Below are 19,250 nucleotides of genomic sequence, written 5' to 3' on the forward strand. Positions count from 1 at the left end.
GCGCCGGGCCTAAATCACCTGAAATTGGCAGAAAATCCCTTTTGTTATCAATCAAGTAATCTTTGACGGTGCAGAAAATCGCGGCAGCGCAAAATCAAACCATTCCGGCCCCAATCTCGCCCCAAACGGAGGGTTAATTAAGCTCATACCGCAGAGAGACGGGGCAAGTGAGAGAGGCCCATCAACGGATCGACGCGGTGAACGTGAGCAAAACCTTATCTACGGAGAGAGACCATGATGAACCTGATCAAGAACTTCCGCAAAGACGAAGCCGGCGCCGTGACTGTTGACTGGGTCGTTCTGACCGCAGCCGTCGTTGGCCTGGCCATCGCAGCCTACTCGACCATCGAGACCAACGCCAACACGCTGATCACCGCAGCCGGTGGCGCAGTCGCGGCCGAAAACGACTTCTAAGTCGTTCGCGGCCTAACCGCCGCATGACAAGCCCGGCGCGCGGGCACCGCCCACGACGCGCCGGCACCTCAACGCATTCCAGGCCCTGGGTTGGCCATATCGGAGACAAGATCATGATGAAGTTCCTGAACACCTTCCGCAAAGACGAAGCTGGCGCCGTGACCGTTGACTGGGTGGTCCTGACCGCCGCCGTCGTCGGCCTCGCCATCGCCGCCTACTCGACCATCGAAACCAACGCCTCCACGCTGATCACCGCAGCCGGTGGTGCCGTGGCAGCAGAAAACGACTTCTAAGTCTTTCTCGCTTAAGACATGACCACCGAGCCGGTTTCCGAACCTGGCTCGGGGGCATCACCACTGAGCAGGAAAGGGTAGAGGATGTTTCAACTTTTCAAAGCGTTTCGGGACGACACGTCCGGGGCCGTCACAGTTGACTGGGTTGTGATCACTGCTGCCGTCGTCGGCATGTCCGCGATCTCCTTCTTCGTCATCGAAGACAACTCGAATGCGCTCATGAGTTCGGCAGGTGGCGCAATTGCCGCCGAAAACGACTTCTGATCGCAACCGATCATCCTTACGCGAGAGAGGCTGAACCAGAACGGGGCAGCCTTTTTTTCCGTTTGGGGACCGTGATCCCCTCCCCTCTTCCGCCTGTTCACCCGTCGGTTCCCGGGCGTGAACAATTCACAAAGCGGCCCGGTACGGGACCTGATTTGGCCACAATGCCCAAGCACAGTGTCACCAGGATACTCCGCTGCGGTGGAGATGAACGTGAACCCATGAGGAAGAACCATGCGACTTGTATTCGGATTGGTGTTGATAGCGGGGCTGGGGTTGGCCGGCTTTGCCGTCTACATGGCGCAGAACTATATCGGCGCTTATGAAACCGCGCTGCAGGAGGAACGGGCCAAGGTGACCGCGGCCGTTCCCACCCAGGAAATCTACATCGCGACCCGTGCGCTCGCCTTCGGCGAACAGATCGCCGAGGAGGACGTCGCCCTGGCGCCCTGGCCGACGCAGATCCTGCCGGACGGCTATTTCGACGAGGCGAACCCCTTCTTCGTCCCGACGGAAGGCCCCCGCGTCGTCGTCCGGGCCATGGAGAAGAACGAGGCGCTCGTGGCCATCAAGGTGTCCGAGCCCGGCGGCGACGCCGGTCTGACCTCGCGGCTTGAACGCGGGCAGCGCGCCTTTGCCATCAAGGTCGACGTGGCCTCCGGCGTGTCCGGCTTCCTGCGCCCCGGCGACCGCGTGGACATCTACTGGACCGGACGCATCCCGGGCAACGACCCGAACCTGCCCGTCGGTGACGTGACCAAGCTCATCCAGACCGGCATCGGCCTCATCGCCATCGACCAGATGGCCCATTCCGACAGCCCGGACGCGACGATCGCCCGTACCGTCACCGTCGCGGCCAGCCCGCAACAGGTGGCCGCCCTCGCCCAGGCGCAGTCGACCGGCCGTCTGTCCCTCTCCCTGATGTCGCACAACGACGACACCGTCGCCGAAGTGATCGAGGTCGACCAGCGGTCGCTCCTCGGCATCCAGAAGGAAGAGCAGAAAGCCGAGCGCACGCTGGAGACCTGCACCATCCGCACGAACCGCGGCACGGAAAAGATCGAGATCCCGATCCCCTGCGCCAACTGATCCGGACAACACCGGGAATCAGACAACAGGGCGTCCCGCACGGGGCGCCCTTCTGCCTGTTACAGCGTCCCGCTTTCAACTTGAATCATCCAGTGACGCCGATGTCCCGAGAATGCCGAAGGCATGGCAGGGTATCGGCGTCTCAAGTTCAACGCGGGGCGCTTTAGGGCCGGGCAAAATTCACCGCCTGTTGCGCGTTATCCACATAAGGCACGTGCAAGAAGTCTTTGATTCTTGCGTTGAAACCCAAAGTGGCGCATCCTGCCTGAAAACAAGCAGGCAACAGACCTGCATTCCGAGGCGTGATCGAAAGGCAGGTCACATGAAAGATATGTTTGTGAAGGCAGCCCTCCTGGGGCTGACCATGGCGGTTGCGCCCATGGCAGGGACGGTGCAGGCCGAACAGCTGCGGATCGTCCGGACAGGCACGGAATCGGTGCTGAGCGTGCCGATGAACCGGGCGGTCGTCGTCGAAAGCGACGTGCCCTTCGCCGAGCTTTCGATCGCGAACCCGGGCATCGCCGACATCAACTCGCTTTCGGATCGCTCGATCTACGTTCTCGGCAAGTCGCCGGGCACCACGACGCTGACCATCCTCGACGCGCAGGGCAAGCTCCTGACCAACGTCGATGTGCGTGTCGCGGCGGATGTGACGGAGTTCAAGGAACGCCTCCAGCAGATCCTGCCGGACGAGAAGATCGAGGTGCGCACCGCCAACGACGGCATCGTGCTCTCCGGCACGGTTTCCTCCACCATGAAGATGCAGCGGGCGCTGGACCTCGCGGAGCGCTACGCCCCGACGCGGGTCTCGAACCTGATGAGCGTCGGCGGCATCCAGCAGGTGATGCTCAAGGTCCGCTTCGCCGAGATGAGCCGCTCCGTCGCCAAGACGCTGCGCGCCTCCATCGGCACCGGCGGCTCTGTTCTCGGCGGCGATCTCGGCCTGGAGATCGGCACCGGCAACGCCGCCCCGCTGGCGGATGTGGACACCATCGTCGGCAAGCTCAACCCGCAATCCGGCGCCAACGCCGCCGAGGGCGCGGTGCTCTTCGGCTTCAACGCGGGCGGCCTCGAGGTTGGCATCCTGCTCGAAGCCCTTGAACAGAAAGGCGTCGTGCGCACCCTCGCCGAGCCGAACCTCGTCGCCATCTCCGGACAGGAAGCCAAGTTCCTCGCCGGCGGCGAATTTCCGATCCCGGTTGCCCAGCAGGGCGGCATGATCTCCATCGAATACAAGCCCTTCGGTGTCGAGCTGAACTTCATTCCGCGCGTCGTCGACGGCGACCTGATCAACCTCGAACTCGAATCGGCGGTTTCCGCCCTCGACTTCGACAACGGGTTCCAGTTCGAGACGATCACCGCCCCGGCCTTCCGCCGCCGCGAGGCGCAGACCACCGTGGAAATGCGGGACGGCGAGAGCTTTGCCATCGCCGGTCTTCTGGAAGACGACTTCCGCGATCTCAACGGCCAGGTGCCGTGGCTCGGGGACGTGCCGGTGCTCGGCGCCCTCTTCCGCTCCGCCGAATACGTGCGCGAACAGTCGGAACTCGTGATCATCGTGACGCCGCACCTCGTGACCCCGACCAAGGGCGAGGCACTTGCCCTGCCGACGGACCGCGTGCGGCCGCCGTCCGAGAAGGATCTGTTCCTTTATGGCCGGGTCGGTTCGGACACGTCGCGCAAGACACTCAGGGGCGCTGCGGGCGAAGTCGCCAAGCAGGACTTCAACGGCTCCTACGGCTATGTGATGGATTGAGAACAGATGCGGGGACAGCACATGAGCAGGATCACGATGGCGGGCCTCACGCTTTGCGTGCTGGCCGGATGCAGCGCAAACAGCCGGGACCCGGTCTATGCCTCCTTCAACCGCGAGGCGGGCTCGCTCACCGATACGGGTGACTTCGGCTACGCCACGATGAACAACACGCAGTATCAGAACGGCGAGAAACAATACGTCTACGATCTCGGCCAGCGCTTCGCCACGGAGGTGATGACCACGGTCAACTTCGCCTTCAACAGCGCCGAGCTCGACGCCGGGGCGCGCGACACCCTGCGCGAGCAGGCCAACTGGATCCGCCAGTTCCCGGAAGTGCGCTTCAACGTCTACGGCCATACCGACAAGGTCGGGAACGCCCAGTACAACAAGAACCTCGGGCTGCGCCGTGCCAATGCGGTTGTGAATTTCCTTGTTTCCCAAGGCGTTGACCGATCCCGCCTGGAGGCGCTGGTCAGCTACGGCGAAACCCAGCCGATCATCGTGACCGAGGGCAAGGAGCGCCGCAACCGCCGCACCGTGACCGAGGTCTCGGGCTTCGTCGCCGGGCATCCGACGGTCCTGGACGGCAAGTACGCCGAGGTGATCTACCGCGAATACATCCGCTCCGGCGTGCCGAAGACCGTCCTGTCGGGCATCTCCGGCAACGATTTCGCCACGGAGACCGGCGTTGGCGGCAGCGGCGGCTAATCCCGCACAAATCCGTCGAAGTGTTTCCGAAAAGGCCCCTCAGGGGGCCTTTTTCTTGTCCTACTGTTTCCACCGGATTTCCTCAAGCCCTTGAAATAACATGGGTTAACCAGCTTTCCGGAAACCGGGCTGTCTGGAAATACCGTACAATTTCGGTTTTTTGGCCCAAATCTTGCCGCGTTTCCCGGTCAGTTTGATCGGCGAAGGATCAGCGACCGGCCCGCGAGTCGGCTCCCGCAGTATCCGGACTTGGGTGGTTTCAGTTTGGTGGACGACGCGCCTCCCCGGGTCCGACCTGCGCAAAAGAACAGGACGTGAGGCATCATGACGAGTACATCCGCACCAGCGACTGAGCCGGCCCCGATCGCCGCCTGCACAGTCAGCCGTGACGTCCAGAACTTCGACCTTCTCATCGAGGACATGGAAGCCATCCTTGGCGAAAGCTGGGGCGACCTCGGCTTCGAGGAAGCCCTGCCCTTCCTGAGCCAGCCCGACGCCGCCCACCTCGAATTCATCGCCATGGCCATCGACGCCATCGACGAGCCGGACCTCGCCAAGCTCAGCGCCATCATCACCGGCGCAAAGGCGCGCGGCGTCAAGGTCGTGCTGATCGCCGAGGACGTGACCCCCGCCGCGCTGCACCAGCTGCTGCGCAACGGCGCGGACGAATTTGTCCCCTACCCCCTGCCCGAGGGCGAACTGGCCGCCGCGGTCGAGCGCATGCGCCGCCCGGCCCAGGCCGTCACGCAGGAGACGACGCAGAAGAAGGTGAAGCTGAAAGGCGACGGCGACGGCGTGCTGATCGCGGTGCAGTCGCTGGCCGGCGGCGCCGGGGCCTCGACGCTGGCCACCAATCTCGCCTACGAGCTGGTGACCCTGCCGAAGAACAAGACGCCCCGCGTCTGCCTGATCGACCTCGGCCTGCAGTTCGGCTCCGTCGCAACCTATCTCGACCTGCCCCGCCGCGAGTCGGTTCTGGAACTGCTGTCCGACACCGACTCCATGGACAGCGAAAGTTTTGCCCAGGCGCTGGTCAGCTTCGAGGAAAAACTCCAGGTCTTCACCTCCCCGGCGGAAATCCTGCCGCTGGACATGCTGTCGCCGCCGGACGTCAAGAAACTGCTGGACGTGGCGCGGGAGCACTTCGACTACGTGATCGTCGACATGCCCGGCTGCCTCGTGAACTGGACGGAAACCGTGCTGACCGAAGCGCAGGTCTATTTCGCCATGGTCGAGCTGGACATGCGCTCGGCCCAGAACACGCTGCGGCTCAAGAAGGCGCTGATGTCCGAGGACCTGCCCTTCGACAAGCTGCGCTTCATCCTGAACCGCGCGCCGAAATTCACCGACCTCCAGGGCAAGGCCCGGGTCAAGCGCATGGCCGACAGCCTCGGCATCGCGCTCGACGTGCAGTTCCCGGACGGCGGCAAGGTGGTCATGCAGGCCTGTGACCATGGCCTGCCGCTCGCCAACCACGCAGCAAAGAATCCGCTGCGCAAGGAAATCTCCAAGCTGGCGGCCTCGCTGCTGGCGCTTGGCAATTCAGACGCAGAAGCAGCCTGAGAGCGGGGAAACACATGTTTTCGAGATACAAGAAACCCCAGTTGAAAGACGCCGCGCCGGTTCGCCCGGAGGAGGCCCCCTCTGCCGCACCTTCCCCGGCCGTGCCGGTCGCGAAACCCACCGCCATGCGCAAGACCAAGCCGAGCGCTCCGGCGCAGGCCGCGCCGATGGACAAGGAAAAGAAACGCAAGGAGCGGCTGGGCGAGATCAAGCTCGAACTGCACCGCGCCCTGCTCGACAACCTCAACCTCGCCGCGCTCGACCAGGCCGGCGAGAGCGAGTTGCGCGAGGAAATCAGCGCCATCGCCACCGAGTCGCTGCAGGAGCGCGGCATCGTCCTGAACCGAGACGAGCGCCGGGCGATGATCAATGACCTCTACGACGAGGTGAAGGGCCTTGGCCCGCTGGAGACGCTGCTCAAGGACGAGACGGTCTCCGATATTCTCGTCAACGGTCCGCACCAGATCTTCATCGAACGCAGCGGCAAACTCTCCCTGTCGGACATCACCTTCAAGGATGAGAAGCACCTGATGCGGATCATCGACAAGATCGTCTCCGCCGTGGGTCGCCGTGTCGATGAAAGCAACCCCTACGTCGACGCCCGCCTGTCCGACGGCTCGCGTTTCAACGCCATGGTGCCGCCGATCGCCATCGACGGCAGCCTCGTCTCCATCCGTAAGTTCAAGAAGGACAAGCTCGGGATCGACGATCTGGTGAAGTTCGGCGCGTTTACCGAGGAGATGGCCGTCTATCTGCAGGCCGCCGTCGCCACCCGCCTGAATGTCATCGTTTCGGGCGGTACGGGTTCCGGCAAGACGACCACGCTCAACGCGCTCTCGTCCTTCATCGACAACTCCGAGCGTATCCTGACCATCGAGGACACCGCGGAACTCCAGCTCCAGCAGACCCATGTGGGCCGCATGGAAAGCCGCCCGCCGAACGTCGAAGGCAAGGGCGCGGTGACGCCGCGCGACTGCCTCAAGAACGCCCTGCGGATGCGTCCCGACCGCATCATCGTCGGCGAGACGCGCGGCGAGGAAGTCATCGACATGCTGCAGGCCATGAATACCGGCCACGACGGGTCGATGACCACGATCCACGCGAACTCCGCCCGCGACGGTGTGGCCCGTCTGGAGAACATGATCGCCATGGCCGGGATCGAGATGCCGCTCAAGGCGGTGCGTTCGCAGATCTCCTCCGCCGTGAACCTCATCGTGCAGGCCTCCCGCCTGCAGGACGGCTCGCGCCGCATGACCTCGATCACCGAGATCACCGGCATGGAAGGCGACGTGATCTCCATGCAGGAGATCTTCCGCTTCCAGCGCGTGGGCCTGACCCCCGACAACAAGATCATCGGCCATTTCACCGCCACCGGCGTGCGTTCGCACTATTCCGAACGCTTCCGGATGTGGGGCTATGACATCCCGCCGTCGATCTACGAACCTTTCAGACCGGAGTAATCCCGAATGCTCAGCGCACAGCCGATCATCTACGGCATCATTTTCATCGCCGTCCTGGTGCTGGTCGAAGGGGTCTATCTCGTCGCCTTCGGCAAGTCGATCAGCCTGAACAACAAGGTCAACCGCCGCCTCGAGATGCTCGACAAGGGCGAGGGCCGCGAGGACGTGCTGGCCAAGCTCCGCAAGGAGATGGACCAGCACATGCAGTCGCGGTCCCTGCCGCTCTACTCGGTGCTGGCGGACAAGGCGCAGAAGGCCGCCATCGCCTTCACCCCGCAGCAGCTCATCATGCTGATGGCGGCGGTCAGCGTCGTCGCCTTCATCGGCCTCTCCATCGGTACCGAGGCCGGCTTTGCCGTGCGCCTGCTGATGGGCATCGGCATGGGCATCGGCGGCGTCTACATGTGGGTCAATCACAAGGCCAAGAAGCGCCTGTCGATGATCGAGGAGCAACTCCCCGACGCGGTGGAACTGATGGTCCGCAGCTTGCGCACCGGCTACCCCTTCACCTCCGCCATCTCCATCGTCTCGAAGGAGATCAAGGACCCGCTCGCCACCGAGTTCGGCATCATCGCGGACGAGGCCACCTATGGCCGCGACATCGGCGAGGCGCTCAAGCACATGGCCGAACGCCTCGACATGCAGGACTTGCGCTTCCTCGCCGTCGCCGTGGCGATCCAGCAGCAGGCCGGGGGCAACCTCGCCGAGATCCTCGAAGGCCTCGCCAAGGTGATCCGCGCCCGCTTCCGCCTGTTCCGCCGCGTCAAGGCGATCACCGCCGAAGCGCAATGGTCCGGCAAGTTCCTCTCCGCCTTCCCGCTCGGCGCCCTCGTGTTCATCCAGGTGGCCAAGCCGGACTACTACGACGAGGTCCTCGACCACCCGTGGTTCATCCCCGCCTGTTTCATCGTGTTCATCATGCTCGCGCTCAACATGATCGTCATGAAGGCGCTCGTTAACATCAAGGTCTGAGGTTCCGCTGCCATGCTCGATCAACTCAACACAATGATCACCGACATGCTCGGACCCGCCGGGCCGCTGCTGGTGGTCGCCGGTCTCGCCGTGCTGCTGATCGTCGCGACGATCCCGCTCATGCTGCGGTCCAAACCCGACCCGATGGACAGGCTGCGCAAGACCGGCCAGGAGCGGATGAACGCCGACACCCGCCAGGTCCTGCGCGAGAAGAAGAAAAACGAGAAACTGAACAAATACGCGCAGTTCCTCGAACCGCAGGACGCCAAGGAACTCTCCGACATCCGCATGAAGCTGCTTCAGGCGGGCTATCGGACCAAGGACGCGGTGCAAATCTACTACTTCGCGCAATTCGCGCTCGGCCTCGGCCTGCTGGCCTGCGGCACGGTCTATTTCCTGATGTTCGTCGATGGCGCCTCCGCGACCATGCAGCAGAAGCTCATGTACATCCTCGGCCCCGGCGCCGCGGGCTACATGACGCCGAAATACTGGATCACCAAGCGCGTCGAGAAGCGCAAGGAGGAGATCCAGTCCGGCTTCCCGGACGCGCTCGACATGATGCTCGTCTGCGTCGAGGCCGGTCAGTCCATGGACCAGTCCATCGTCCGCGTCTCCAAGGAGCTGCGCGCCTCCTACCCGGCGCTGGCCGATGAATATGAAATCATCGCCCACGAGATGAAGGCCGGCAAGGACAAGACACAGGTGCTCAACGACATGTCCGAACGCTGCGGCGTGCAGGACGTCTCCAGCTTCGTCACCGTGCTGAACCAGGCCCAGACCTTCGGTACGTCGATTTCCGATGCACTCCGGGTCTACGCCGGGGAAATGCGTGACAAAAGGGTCATGCGTGCGGAAGAAAAGGCAAACCAGTTGCCGACAAAGATGACGCTGACCACTATGATGCTGACTGTGCCGCCGCTGCTGATCATCCTCGTGGGTCCCTCGGCCGTCGGCATCACGCAGATGGGCAGTATCGGACAATAACAATGACCGCGATCCGCATTGGATCAATCATGGCAATCCTCCTTCTGGCCGCCTGCTCTCCGGGCGGCCAGTCGACTCCCGAGGGGCAGGTCTACGCCCCGGCTCTCGACCCGCGCGGCGAAGCCGTCGACGGCCTCATCGTCGGACACCGGCTGATGGACGCGGGCGAGCACGAACTGGCGCTCGAAGCCTACACCCGTGCGGCAGGCCAGCACGGCATGAACGCCGAAGTCCTCACCGCCCTCGGCTCCGCCAACCTCGCCCTCGGCCGCCTGAACCAGTCGGAAAAGCTGCTGCGCAAGGCCATCGAAGTCGAAGGCGACTGGCCCGAGGCCTGGAACAATCTCGGCGTCGTGCTGATGGAGCGTGGCAATATTGCCGAAGCGGTCGAGGTATTTCGCAGGGCCTATGCACTCGACAATGGCCAAAACGACTCAATTCGGGACAATCTGCGCTTGGCCCTCGCAAAATTGGACAATTCCGATTATGCTGAGGAAACGGACTACGAATTCAAACTCGTGCGGCGGGGTAGCAGGGTCTACCAGATATCGCTGACAAACGGGTAGATCGAGGCAGAGCAGCAAAAGGACGCAGGAAACATGCGCCAATCCCTGGTTGTGATTTTCGCCGTGGCAGGCTTTGCCACGCTTTCCGCCTGTGAAAAGACCATCGACAAGGATGCGGTGGATCGCGAGTTTCAGGGCGTCAACGTCATCGACGAGACCAATCTCAACGATGTCATGCTGACCGTCGGGGACCCGAACGAGTCGGTTGCCTACTTCCACCGTGCCCTGAGCCAGGACCCGGACCGCATCGACCTGCTGCGCGGGCTGGCCACCTCTCTGGTCAAGGCCAAGCGCGTCACCGAGGCCAAGGTCGCCTGGGCGAAGGTTGTGGAGCACAAGGACGCCACCAACGACGACCGTGTCGAGCTGGCTGACACGCTGATCCGCGCCAACGAGTGGCCCGCCGCCGAAAAGGTGCTGGATTCCATCCCGCCGACCCATGAGACCTTCAAGCGTTACCGGCTCGAGGCGATGATCGCCGACGGCAACAAGGAATGGAAGAAGGCCGACAGCTTCTACGAGGTGGCCGTGGGCCTGACCACGACGCCCGCCAACGTGCTGAACAACTGGGGCTACTCCAAGCTGAGCCGCGGCGATTACGCCGAGGCCGAGCGGCTGTTCTACGACGCCATCCAGCGCGACCGGAACAACTTCACCGCCAAGAACAACCTCGTTCTGGCCCGCGGCGCACAGGGCAAATACACGCTGCCGGTGGTGCCGATGAGCCAGATCGAGCGGGCGGAACTGCTCTACTCCCTCGGTCTCGCGGCGATCAAGCGCGGCGATATGGAGATCGGCAAGGGCCTGCTGCGCGAGGCGATCGACACGCATCCGCAGCATTTCGAGGCCGCCTCGCGGTCGCTGGAGGCGCTGGAAGCGTCGGTGGCCCGCTGACCTGACGGACCCGCGCCCATGCAAATCCCGGCTTTTCAGGCGGCCCTGTTTGCCCTTCTCGTGGTGCCGATCTGCGTTCTGACCTTCTACGTCGACATGCGCACGAAGAAGATCACCAACGTGACGGTCTGGGCGCTGTTCCTCACCTTCGTGGCGATCGGCCTCGCCACGATGCCGTTCATCGACTTCGCCTGGCGCTTTGCCCATTACGCGGTGGTCTTCGCTTACGGGCTGCTGCTCTGGTTCTTCCGCCAGATCGGCGCGGGGGACGTGAAATTCGCCGCAGTTCTGGCGATGTTCATCCATCCCGGCGACATCCGCCTGATGCTCTTCGTCGCCGCCGCCGCCATGCTGGCCGCGACGATCACCGTGCTTCTGGTCCGCTGGACCCCGCTGCACCGGCTGGCGCCGGACTGGAAGACGTGGAAGGGGGCTTCCGTCGATACGGAAAAATCGGTGGGCAAGGGCAACCGCTTCACCATTCCGATGGGCACCGGCTTTGCCCTGATGCTCTCGACCTACCTGATCATGGGCGCGTTTTACGGCGCCTGACGACGGCACCGGCGCTCCGCGCGGGTTCACAATCCGGTTGAAAAAGCGTCACCCCACCGCACGCCAGAACCCCTAACCCCCTGTTAATAAAAAATGTTTCGCACGCGAAACATTTCCATCCAACGACGAGGCCCCCAAATGCCCCCAGGGAGTCGCCACAGGCGACTGGGCAGAGCCCCGGGTGAAACGTTTTCCCAGCCGTCAGAAATCGACCGCGATGCCCTTCTTCTCCCAATCGCCAAAGCGCACCGGCTCCGGCCCGTCCCGCCCACCCAGTTCCTTCGGCAGGCTCAACGCTTCGGCCGTCTTCCGGCGCTCCTCGGCCTCGGCCAGGGCACGCAGGGCGGCGGGGGGGAGGTCTTTTTGACTGTCGGACATCGGCTTTTCCTCGTACTACCCCGTTGATATACGCCCCCGCCATGGCGGAGCAACCCCGGAGCGCCCATGACCAAAGCCTTCAGCCCCGCCCGCAAGGGCGCCGTGCAGATCCTGACCCAGGTTCTGGGTGAACAGCGCCCGCTTGGGGAGGCGGCGCTCAAGCTCGACGCGCTGGACCCCGGTGACCGCGCCGCGGCGCAGCGGCTGGCGGGCGAGGTGCTGCGCAGCCTTGAACGCGCGGACAAGATCCTCAAGCCGCACCTGCGCAAGGCCCCCGGTCTCGTGGTGATGAACACCCTGCGGCTCGGCACGGTCGAGCTTTGCACCGGCGGGGCGGCGCATGGCATCGTTAACGATCTGGTAAACTTCACCGCCTCGGGCAAGCGCACCCAGCAGTTCAAGGGGCTGGTCAACGCCGTCCTGCGCAGGGTCGCGGAAACCGGCCCGGCGGAGTGGCAGAAACTGCGCATCCCGCGCCTGCCGAAATGGCTGCGCAGCCCGCTTGTGGCCGCCTGGGGAGCGGAGGCCGTGGCCGCGATGGAGGTTGCGCACTTCGCCGGAGCGCCCCTTGACCTTACGTCAAGGGATGACGCGGCGGCGCTGGCCGAAGCGACGGGCGGCACGCTGCTGCCCACCGGATCGGTGCGGCTCACGGGCGGGCAGGTCAGCGCCCTGCCCGGTTACGACGACGGGGCGTTCTGGGTGCAGGATGCCGCCGCGGCGCTGCCAGCAAAGCTGCTCGGGGATGTCGCGGGGAAAACCGTGCTCGACATGTGCGCCGCGCCCGGAGGCAAGACCATGCAGCTTGCCGCTGCGGGAGCAGAGGTCACGGCACTCGACCTGTCCCATAGCCGCCTCCAGCGCGTGGAGGAAAACCTCGCCCGAACAAAGCTCAAGGCCACCCTCGTCGCCGCCGACGCGATGGAACACGAAGGCCGGTACGACGCCATCCTGCTCGACGCGCCCTGCTCCGCCACCGGCACGATCCGCCGCCATCCCGACCTGCCACACCTGCATCAGGGCGAGCGCATCGGGGAGTTGATCGCGCTTCAGGCGGAGATGCTCGACCATGCGCTCACTCTCCTGAATCCCGGCGGATCGCTGGTCTATGCCACCTGTTCGCTGATCCCCGACGAGGGCGAGTGCCAGATCGACGAGGCGCTGGCCCGGCATCCCGGACTGACCGTCATCAAACCCGAGGCGCCATGGATCGAAGACCGCTGGCGCAGCGCCGAGGGCGGTCTGCGGCTCAGGCCGGATTTCTGGCCGGACAAGGGCGGCCTCGACGGCTTCTACATGGTGCACCTGCGCAAGGACTGAACGGATTTTGCGCGATCCTTCGCCGAAGGCACGGAGGCACCGGCCCGGAACGTCGCAGCAGGGACAAAGCAAGGTGACTTAACGATTCGTTAAGGATACATTCTAGACAAGAACAGCCCCAGAAGGGGCGTGGGTGAGGCGGTTCAGCAGGCCGCAAGACGTAAGGCAGTGAGATGTCCAAGGGGCGCAGTTGGCGGGCCAGACAGGCGCGTTTCCTCAACAGTTTGCACGCGCGGATGGCGGCCCGGGCCCGTCCGGCGAAAGGCTTCGTCTCGCAGCCGGAGCCGCGCACCATCGGCTATTTCGCCCGGGGGCGGCAGATGCTCGCCGGAAACGTCATGTTCGCCGGGCACCTGATGGAAGTCAAAGGCGCGATGATCTGGGACCTCGACCTGCCGGACGAGGCCTTTGCCGAGGCGCTGCACGGCTTTGGCTGGCTCGACGATCTGGCGGCGGTCGGGGATACCAAGGCGCGGAAACTGGCGCAGGACTGGCTCTGGGGCTGGATCAAGCGCTATGGCGGCGGCACCGGCCCCGGATGGTCGCCGGAACTGACCGGGCGGCGGGTGATCCGCTGGGTGCATCACGCGCTGTTCCTGCTGCGCGGCACCACGCCGGAGCAGGCGGAGGCCTATTACAAGGCGCTGGCCGCGCAGACGACCTTCCTGTCGCGGCGCTGGCAGGGGGCGAGCCCCGGCCTGCCCCGGTTCGAAGCGCTGACCGGGCTGCTGTATTGCGGGCTGTCCATCGAGGGCATGGAGGACCGGGCCGAGCCCGCGCGGCAAGCGCTGGGGCAGGAATGCGCCCGGCAGGTCGACGCGCAGGGCGGCATTCCGACCCGCAACCCGGAGGAATTGCTGGAGGTTTTCACCCTGCTGACCTGGGCGCAGGCGGCGCTGGAGCAGAGCCACAAGACACCGGACCCGGCCCATCTGGACGCCATCGCCCGCATCGCGCCGACCCTGCGGACGCTCCGGCATGCGGATGGCGGGCTGGCGCGGTTCCATGGCGGCGGGCGGGGTCTCGACGGGCGGCTGGATCAGGCGCTGGCGGCCTCCGGGGTGAAGAAGCGCCAGACCGAGGGGCTGGCCATGGGATACGCCCGGCTTTCGGCTGGCCGCACCTCGATCATCGTCGATGCCGCGCCGCCGCCCTCTGGCAAGGCCTCGGCGCAGGCGCATGCCTCGACGCTGGCTTTCGAGCTGACCTCCGGGCGCCGCCCGCTGATCGTCAATTGCGGCTCCGGCATGGAGTTCGGGGCGGACTGGCGGCGGGCCGGACGGGCCACGCCCTCGCATTCGACGCTGTCGTTGCAGGGGTATTCCAGCTCCCGCCTCGCGCCGGAGCGCTGGATCGGTCTGACGCAGCGCGAGGTGCTGGAGGACACGCCCCGTCATGTGCCGGTACAGATGGACCACCTTGAAACCGGGTTCCGGCTGGAGGCCGGGCACGACGGCTATGTCGGCTTGCAGGGGCTGACCCATGCGCGGTCCATCGAGCTGAGCCTCGACGGGCGGCAGATCAAGGGCGAGGATTACCTCGTCGCGCTCGATGGCGCTGCCAACAAACGCTTCGACAAGGCGCTGGACGGGGTCAAGCTGGCCGGTCTGCCGTATGACATCCGCTTTCACCTGCATCCGGAAGTAGATGTCGCGCTCGACATGGGGGGCAATGCGGTCTCGCTGGCGCTGCGGTCGGGGGAAATCTGGGTGTTCCGCTTCTCCGGGCGGGCGGAGATGGACATCGAACCCTCGGTTTACCTGGAAAAGGGCCGGATGCGGCCCCGTGCGACCAAACAAATCGTTTTATCCGGCCGCGCGATGGATTATGCGACCCGCATCCGCTGGTCCCTGGCCAAGGCGCAGGAGACGGCCACCGCCGTCCGCGACTACGCCCGGGACGACAGCGAGATGTCGACCTGATCCGATAACCCCCCGAAGGGACTTCTGCTGCCATGACCGACCTCTATCCCGTGCGCCGCGCGCTGCTTTCCGTTTCCGACAAGACCGGCCTGATCGACCTCGCAAGGGCGCTGGCCGGGCGCGGCGTGGAATTGCTCTCCACCGGCGGCTCCGCCAAGGCCATCCGCGATGCGGGGATTGCGGTGCGGGACGTCTCCGAGGTGACGGGCTTTCCGGAGATGATGGACGGGCGCGTGAAGACGCTGCACCCGATGGTGCATGGCGGATTGCTGGCGCTGCGGGACAACGCCGGGCATGTGGCGTCGATGGAGGAGCACGGGATCGGCGGGATCGACCTCCTGGTGGTGAACCTCTATCCGTTCGAGGCGGCGCTGGCCCGGGGTGCCGAATATGACGAGATGATCGAGAATATCGACATCGGCGGCCCGGCGATGATCCGCGCGTCGGCGAAGAACCATGCATTTGTGACCACGGTTGTGGATGTGGAGGATTACGCCGCGCTGCTGGCCGAATTGGACGAGAACGACGGGCAGACGTCTTATGCCTTCCGCCAGCGGCTGGCGCAGATCGCCTATGCCCGCACCGGGGCTTATGACGCGGCGGTATCGACGTGGATGGCCAGCGCGATCGGCGAGGAGACGCCGCGCCGCCGGGTGTTCGCCGGGACGCTGGCGCAATCGCTGCGCTATGGCGAGAACCCGCATCAGAAGGCGGCGTTCTACGTGGATGGGTCCGAGCGCCCCGGCATTGCCAGGGCGACGCAGTTGCAGGGCAAGGAGCTGTCCTACAACAACATCAACGACACCGATGCGGCGTTTGAGCTGGTCTCCGAGTTCCTGCCGAAGGACGGTCCGGCGGTGGCGATCATCAAGCACGCGAACCCCTGCGGCGTGGCGAAGGGGGCGACTTTGCTGGAGGCTTACCAGAAGGCGTTCGACTGTGACCGGACGTCCGCGTTCGGCGGCATCGTGGCGCTGAACTCGAAGCTGGACGTGGCGACGGCCGAGGCCATCACCGAGATTTTCACCGAAGTGGTCATTGCCCCGGCCGCCGATGACGCCGCGAAGGAGATCTTTGCGAAGAAGAAGAACCTGCGCCTGCTGCTGACCCCCGGTCTGGCGAATACCGCCGAGGCGGGGCTGTCCTACCATCAGGTCTCCGGCGGGATGCTGGTACAGGACCGTGACAACGGGCAGATGGACCTCTCGGACCTCAAGGTGGTCACGAAAAAGGCCCCGACCGAAGAGCAGATGCGGGACCTTCTCTTCGCATGGAAGGTGGCGAAACACGTCAAGTCCAACGCCATCGTCTATGTCAAGGACGGCGCGACGGTGGGCGTGGGTGCGGGCCAGATGAGCCGCCTCGACAGCGCGCTGATCGCCGCGAAGAAGGCGGAGCGCATGGCCGAGGCCCTCGGCCTGCCGCAGCCGCTGACCATCGGCTCCGCCGTGGCCTCCGACGCCTTCTTCCCCTTCGCGGACGGGCTGATGGAAGCCGCCGCAGCGGGGGCGACCTGCGTCATCCAGCCCGGCGGCTCGATGCGTGACGACGAGGTCATCAAGGCCGCCGACGAGGCCGGTCTCGCCATGGTCCTGACCGGCATGCGCCACTTCCGGCACTGAGCCGCTCCGCGTCGCCCGACCGAGGGGAAAGCCCTGTCCCGCAAGCGCTTTCCCCTCCCGTTCCGGCAGGTAAACGCTTGCCTAAACCCGCGCCAACGGCCATTCTTGGCCAAAAAAGGATGGCGAGCATGGTCAGGCTCCTGCGATCGCTCATACTCGGCGCGGCCTTGTGTCTCGGCACGGGACTGGCGTGTTTTGCTCAAGGTGCGGATTCGGTTCTGGAGAAACTTCTGTCCGGAGGCGCCGACACCGAGGATTTCGCCCCGGCGTTCCTGAGCACGATTTCCATCGACCAGGTGCAGGGCGTCATCGGGCAGGTGCGCGACCTGATCGGGGCGCCGCTGATCGTCGAAGCCTCCGATGACGGCAGCTTCTATGTCGAGACCATGACGCACCGCGCCTCCGGGACCATCAAGCTCGACGACCAGGGCCGGGTGCTGTCGCTCTGGTTCGCGGCGCCGGAGCCGATTCCGCAGGACATGGACACGGCGCTGTCGCAACTGAATGGCTTGTCGGACCAGGTGTCCTGGCTGGTGATGCGCGACGGGCAGGTTCTGAGCAGCAAGGACGCGGACACGCCCATGGCCGTCGCCTCGGCCTTCAAGCTGGGCGTGCTTTCGGTGCTGGCGCAGGACATCAAGGCCGGCACGCGCAAATGGGCCGACGTGGTCACGCTGGAAGCGCGGCACAAGTCGCTGCCCACCGGCCAGCTTCAGACCCTGCCCGACGGCTCGCCGGTGACGCTGCACACCGCCGCCGCGCTGATGATCTCGATCTCCGACAACACCGCGACGGACCTGCTCATCGACGTGCTGGGCCGGGACCGCATCGCCATGGCGCTCGGCCTCGACAGCATCCTGACGACCCGGGAGTTCTTTGCGCTCAAGCTGAACGAGACCGCGCAGGCGGAGTACCTGCTGGCCGCGCCGGAGGATCGCCCCGCGCTTGCCGCCAAGGCCGGGCAATCGCTGCCGCAGTCCAGCACGGTGCCGCCCTACGTGCCGGGCCTCGAATGGACCGTGCCGCTGAGCCGGTTGTGCGCGCTGATCATGCCGCTGGCGGATCTGCCGGTGATGCAGATCAACCCCGGCCTCGCCGAGCCGCACAACTGGGCACGCGTCGCCTACAAGGGTGGCTCCGAGCCGGGCGTTGCCAATTTCACCACCGCGCTACTGGACGATGTCGGGCGCGAGGTCTGTGTCGCCGTGACCTTCAACGGCAAGGACCCGATCAACATGCTTGGCGCCGCTGCCGCCTATCGCGGCGTTCTGGCAGTTCTGCGCTGAGACGGCGCGAAGCCCGGTTTCCAATCCCGCGCAGGCAGGCTACACCCCGTCGCAACCAAGAGCAGGCAAGGCACGATCGCCGTGACAAAACCATACTCCATGCAGGCACTCCGGCTGGTGGGCGGCACCGCGCTGCTGACCTTCATCCTCGACCAGATCACCAAGATCTGGGTGGTGCATGTGCTGGACCTCGCCACGCGCCAGCACATCGACGTGTTCCCCCCGTTCCTGACCTTCCGCATGGCGTGGAATTACGGTGTGAATTTCGGCCTTCTGGCGGGCGAGGCCCCGGCGACGCGCTGGATCCTGATTTCCGTGGCGCTCGGCATCGTGCTTTTCGTGCTGGTCTGGATGCGCCGCGATCCGCCGAGCACGCCGGGGCTCATCGCCGCAGGCCTGCTGATCGGCGGGGCCATCGGCAACGTGGTGGACCGGGTGCTCTATGGCGCCGTGGCGGACTTTCTCAACATGTCCTGTTGCGGTTTCGACAACCCGTTTGCGTTTAACGTGGCGGATGTGGCAATTTTCGTTGGCGCCCTTGGACTTGTTCTGTTTCCGGGCCATAAAAAGGGCGCGTGACGACGCTGGCCTTATGGGTTAAGGCTAGGGTCGATTAACTTGGAGGGTGGCGATGCGGGTTGCGCATTGTGTCGGATTGCTGGCGTTCATTGGCCTTTCTGCCTGTAACCTGGGCAGGGATCGTGACATCACGCTGCACGATCTGCGCACCAACAGCGGCAAGCCCGAGGAATTCGCCATCGTTCCGGCCAAGCCTCTGGAACAGCCGGAGAATTACACCGCCCTGCCCGCCCCGACCCCGGGCGGCGCGAACCGGACGGACCAGACGCCGCTGAAGGATGCGGTCGCGGTTCTGGGCGGCAACCCGAACCGTGTCGACCCCGGCGCGGGCGTTCCGGCCGCCGATACGGCGATCATCAGCCGCGCCAGCCGCTTTGGCCGCGACGGCAGCATCCGGGAGTCGCTCGCCGCCGAGGATCTCGCGTTCCGCAAGCGCCGGTCGCTCTTTACCTGGAGCATCATTCCGCGCGACGAGTATTACATCGCCTACCGCCGTCAGGCGCTCGACCCCTATCTCTGGCTCGAACGCTATCGCGCCGCCGGAGCCCGGACGCCTGCCGCTCCGCCTGAATAACGACATGTGGCGCGGGTGTGTTCGCGACCCTGTGATCGCCTGCGCGGGTCTGGA

General features: G+C 64.8%; 20 protein-coding genes. 19 read left to right on the forward strand and 1 reads right to left on the reverse strand.

Going from position 1 to position 19,250, the window contains the following annotated elements:
• Positions 1-234: 234 nt before the first annotated feature.
• The 13 genes from ACP159_RS08425 to ACP159_RS08485 all read left to right on the forward strand — a co-directional run bounded on the left by ACP159_RS08425 (position 235) and on the right by ACP159_RS08485 (position 11,515).
• The gene (locus ACP159_RS08425; protein ID WP_425099228.1) at positions 235-414 is read left to right on the forward strand and encodes a Flp family type IVb pilin; all 180 of its coding nucleotides are present in this window, start codon (positions 235-237) and stop codon (positions 412-414) included.
• 113 nt (positions 415-527) lie between these two features.
• The gene (locus tag ACP159_RS08430; RefSeq protein WP_282300137.1) at positions 528-707 is read left to right on the forward strand and encodes a Flp family type IVb pilin; all 180 of its coding nucleotides are present in this window, start codon (positions 528-530) and stop codon (positions 705-707) included.
• Between the two features lie 84 nt (positions 708-791).
• Entirely contained in the window at positions 792-971 is a 180-nt protein-coding gene (locus ACP159_RS08435) for a hypothetical protein (RefSeq protein ID WP_425099229.1), read from the forward strand.
• 234 nt (positions 972-1,205) lie between these two features.
• Positions 1,206-2,060, forward strand: a complete 855-nt coding sequence (gene cpaB / locus ACP159_RS08440) for a Flp pilus assembly protein CpaB (protein WP_425099231.1) — start codon at positions 1,206-1,208, stop codon at positions 2,058-2,060.
• A gap of 322 nt (positions 2,061-2,382) precedes the next feature.
• A complete protein-coding gene (locus ACP159_RS08445) occupies positions 2,383-3,816 on the forward strand; it encodes a type II and III secretion system protein family protein (RefSeq protein WP_425099232.1) in 1,434 nt (477 codons plus the stop codon).
• A gap of 21 nt (positions 3,817-3,837) precedes the next feature.
• Positions 3,838-4,524: an OmpA family protein gene (locus ACP159_RS08450; protein ID WP_425099234.1), complete on the forward strand. Its 687-nt coding sequence runs from the start codon at positions 3,838-3,840 to the stop codon at positions 4,522-4,524.
• A gap of 324 nt (positions 4,525-4,848) precedes the next feature.
• Positions 4,849-6,087: an AAA family ATPase gene (locus tag ACP159_RS08455; protein ID WP_425099235.1), complete on the forward strand. Its 1,239-nt coding sequence runs from the start codon at positions 4,849-4,851 to the stop codon at positions 6,085-6,087.
• A gap of 14 nt (positions 6,088-6,101) precedes the next feature.
• On the forward strand, positions 6,102-7,547 hold the full coding sequence (locus ACP159_RS08460) for a CpaF family protein (protein WP_425099236.1): 1,446 nt from the start codon (positions 6,102-6,104) through the stop codon (positions 7,545-7,547).
• A gap of 6 nt (positions 7,548-7,553) precedes the next feature.
• Positions 7,554-8,519, forward strand: coding sequence for a type II secretion system F family protein (locus ACP159_RS08465; RefSeq protein WP_425099237.1), 966 nt, complete (start codon positions 7,554-7,556; stop codon positions 8,517-8,519).
• Between the two features lie 12 nt (positions 8,520-8,531).
• The gene (locus ACP159_RS08470) at positions 8,532-9,503 is read left to right on the forward strand and encodes a type II secretion system F family protein (RefSeq protein ID WP_425099238.1); all 972 of its coding nucleotides are present in this window, start codon (positions 8,532-8,534) and stop codon (positions 9,501-9,503) included.
• A 29-nt stretch (positions 9,504-9,532) separates the two neighbouring features.
• Positions 9,533-10,069, forward strand: a complete 537-nt coding sequence (locus ACP159_RS08475) for a tetratricopeptide repeat protein (RefSeq protein ID WP_425099239.1) — start codon at positions 9,533-9,535, stop codon at positions 10,067-10,069.
• Positions 10,070-10,102: 33 nt separating this feature from the next.
• Positions 10,103-10,963 (forward strand): tetratricopeptide repeat protein, encoded by an 861-nt coding sequence (locus ACP159_RS08480; protein ID WP_425099240.1) that lies wholly within the window; start codon positions 10,103-10,105, stop codon positions 10,961-10,963.
• A gap of 18 nt (positions 10,964-10,981) precedes the next feature.
• Positions 10,982-11,515, forward strand: a complete 534-nt coding sequence (locus ACP159_RS08485) for a prepilin peptidase (protein ID WP_425099241.1) — start codon at positions 10,982-10,984, stop codon at positions 11,513-11,515.
• A gap of 201 nt (positions 11,516-11,716) precedes the next feature.
• Here ACP159_RS08485 and ACP159_RS08490 read toward each other — a convergent pair whose 3' ends face one another.
• Positions 11,717-11,893: a DUF1674 domain-containing protein gene (locus ACP159_RS08490; protein WP_425099242.1), complete on the reverse strand. Its 177-nt coding sequence runs from the start codon at positions 11,891-11,893 to the stop codon at positions 11,717-11,719.
• 66 nt (positions 11,894-11,959) lie between these two features.
• On the opposite strand from ACP159_RS08490, the gene ACP159_RS08495 reads away from it, so the two are divergent.
• The 6 genes from ACP159_RS08495 to ACP159_RS08520 all read left to right on the forward strand — a co-directional run bounded on the left by ACP159_RS08495 (position 11,960) and on the right by ACP159_RS08520 (position 19,196).
• Positions 11,960-13,213 carry an RsmB/NOP family class I SAM-dependent RNA methyltransferase gene (locus tag ACP159_RS08495; protein ID WP_425099243.1) on the forward strand — a complete coding sequence of 418 codons (1,254 nt, stop codon included), beginning with the start codon at positions 11,960-11,962 and terminating at the stop codon, positions 13,211-13,213.
• Positions 13,214-13,386: 173 nt separating this feature from the next.
• A complete protein-coding gene (locus ACP159_RS08500) occupies positions 13,387-15,135 on the forward strand; it encodes a heparinase II/III family protein (RefSeq protein ID WP_425099244.1) in 1,749 nt (582 codons plus the stop codon).
• 32 nt (positions 15,136-15,167) lie between these two features.
• Complete coding sequence (gene purH, locus ACP159_RS08505) at positions 15,168-16,757, forward strand: bifunctional phosphoribosylaminoimidazolecarboxamide formyltransferase/IMP cyclohydrolase (protein WP_425099245.1); 1,590 nt, start codon at positions 15,168-15,170, stop codon at positions 16,755-16,757.
• A 128-nt stretch (positions 16,758-16,885) separates the two neighbouring features.
• Positions 16,886-18,043 (forward strand): serine hydrolase, encoded by a 1,158-nt coding sequence (locus ACP159_RS08510; RefSeq protein ID WP_425099246.1) that lies wholly within the window; start codon positions 16,886-16,888, stop codon positions 18,041-18,043.
• A 99-nt stretch (positions 18,044-18,142) separates the two neighbouring features.
• Positions 18,143-18,622 (forward strand): signal peptidase II, encoded by a 480-nt coding sequence (gene lspA / locus ACP159_RS08515; protein WP_425099247.1) that lies wholly within the window; start codon positions 18,143-18,145, stop codon positions 18,620-18,622.
• 52 nt (positions 18,623-18,674) lie between these two features.
• On the forward strand, positions 18,675-19,196 hold the full coding sequence (locus ACP159_RS08520; protein ID WP_425099248.1) for a DUF3035 domain-containing protein: 522 nt from the start codon (positions 18,675-18,677) through the stop codon (positions 19,194-19,196).
• Positions 19,197-19,250: the final 54 nt, after the last annotated feature.

This window comes from Tropicibacter sp. S64 (genome assembly GCF_049803835.1).
Taxonomy (GTDB): Bacteria; Pseudomonadota; Alphaproteobacteria; order Rhodobacterales; family Rhodobacteraceae; genus Pacificoceanicola.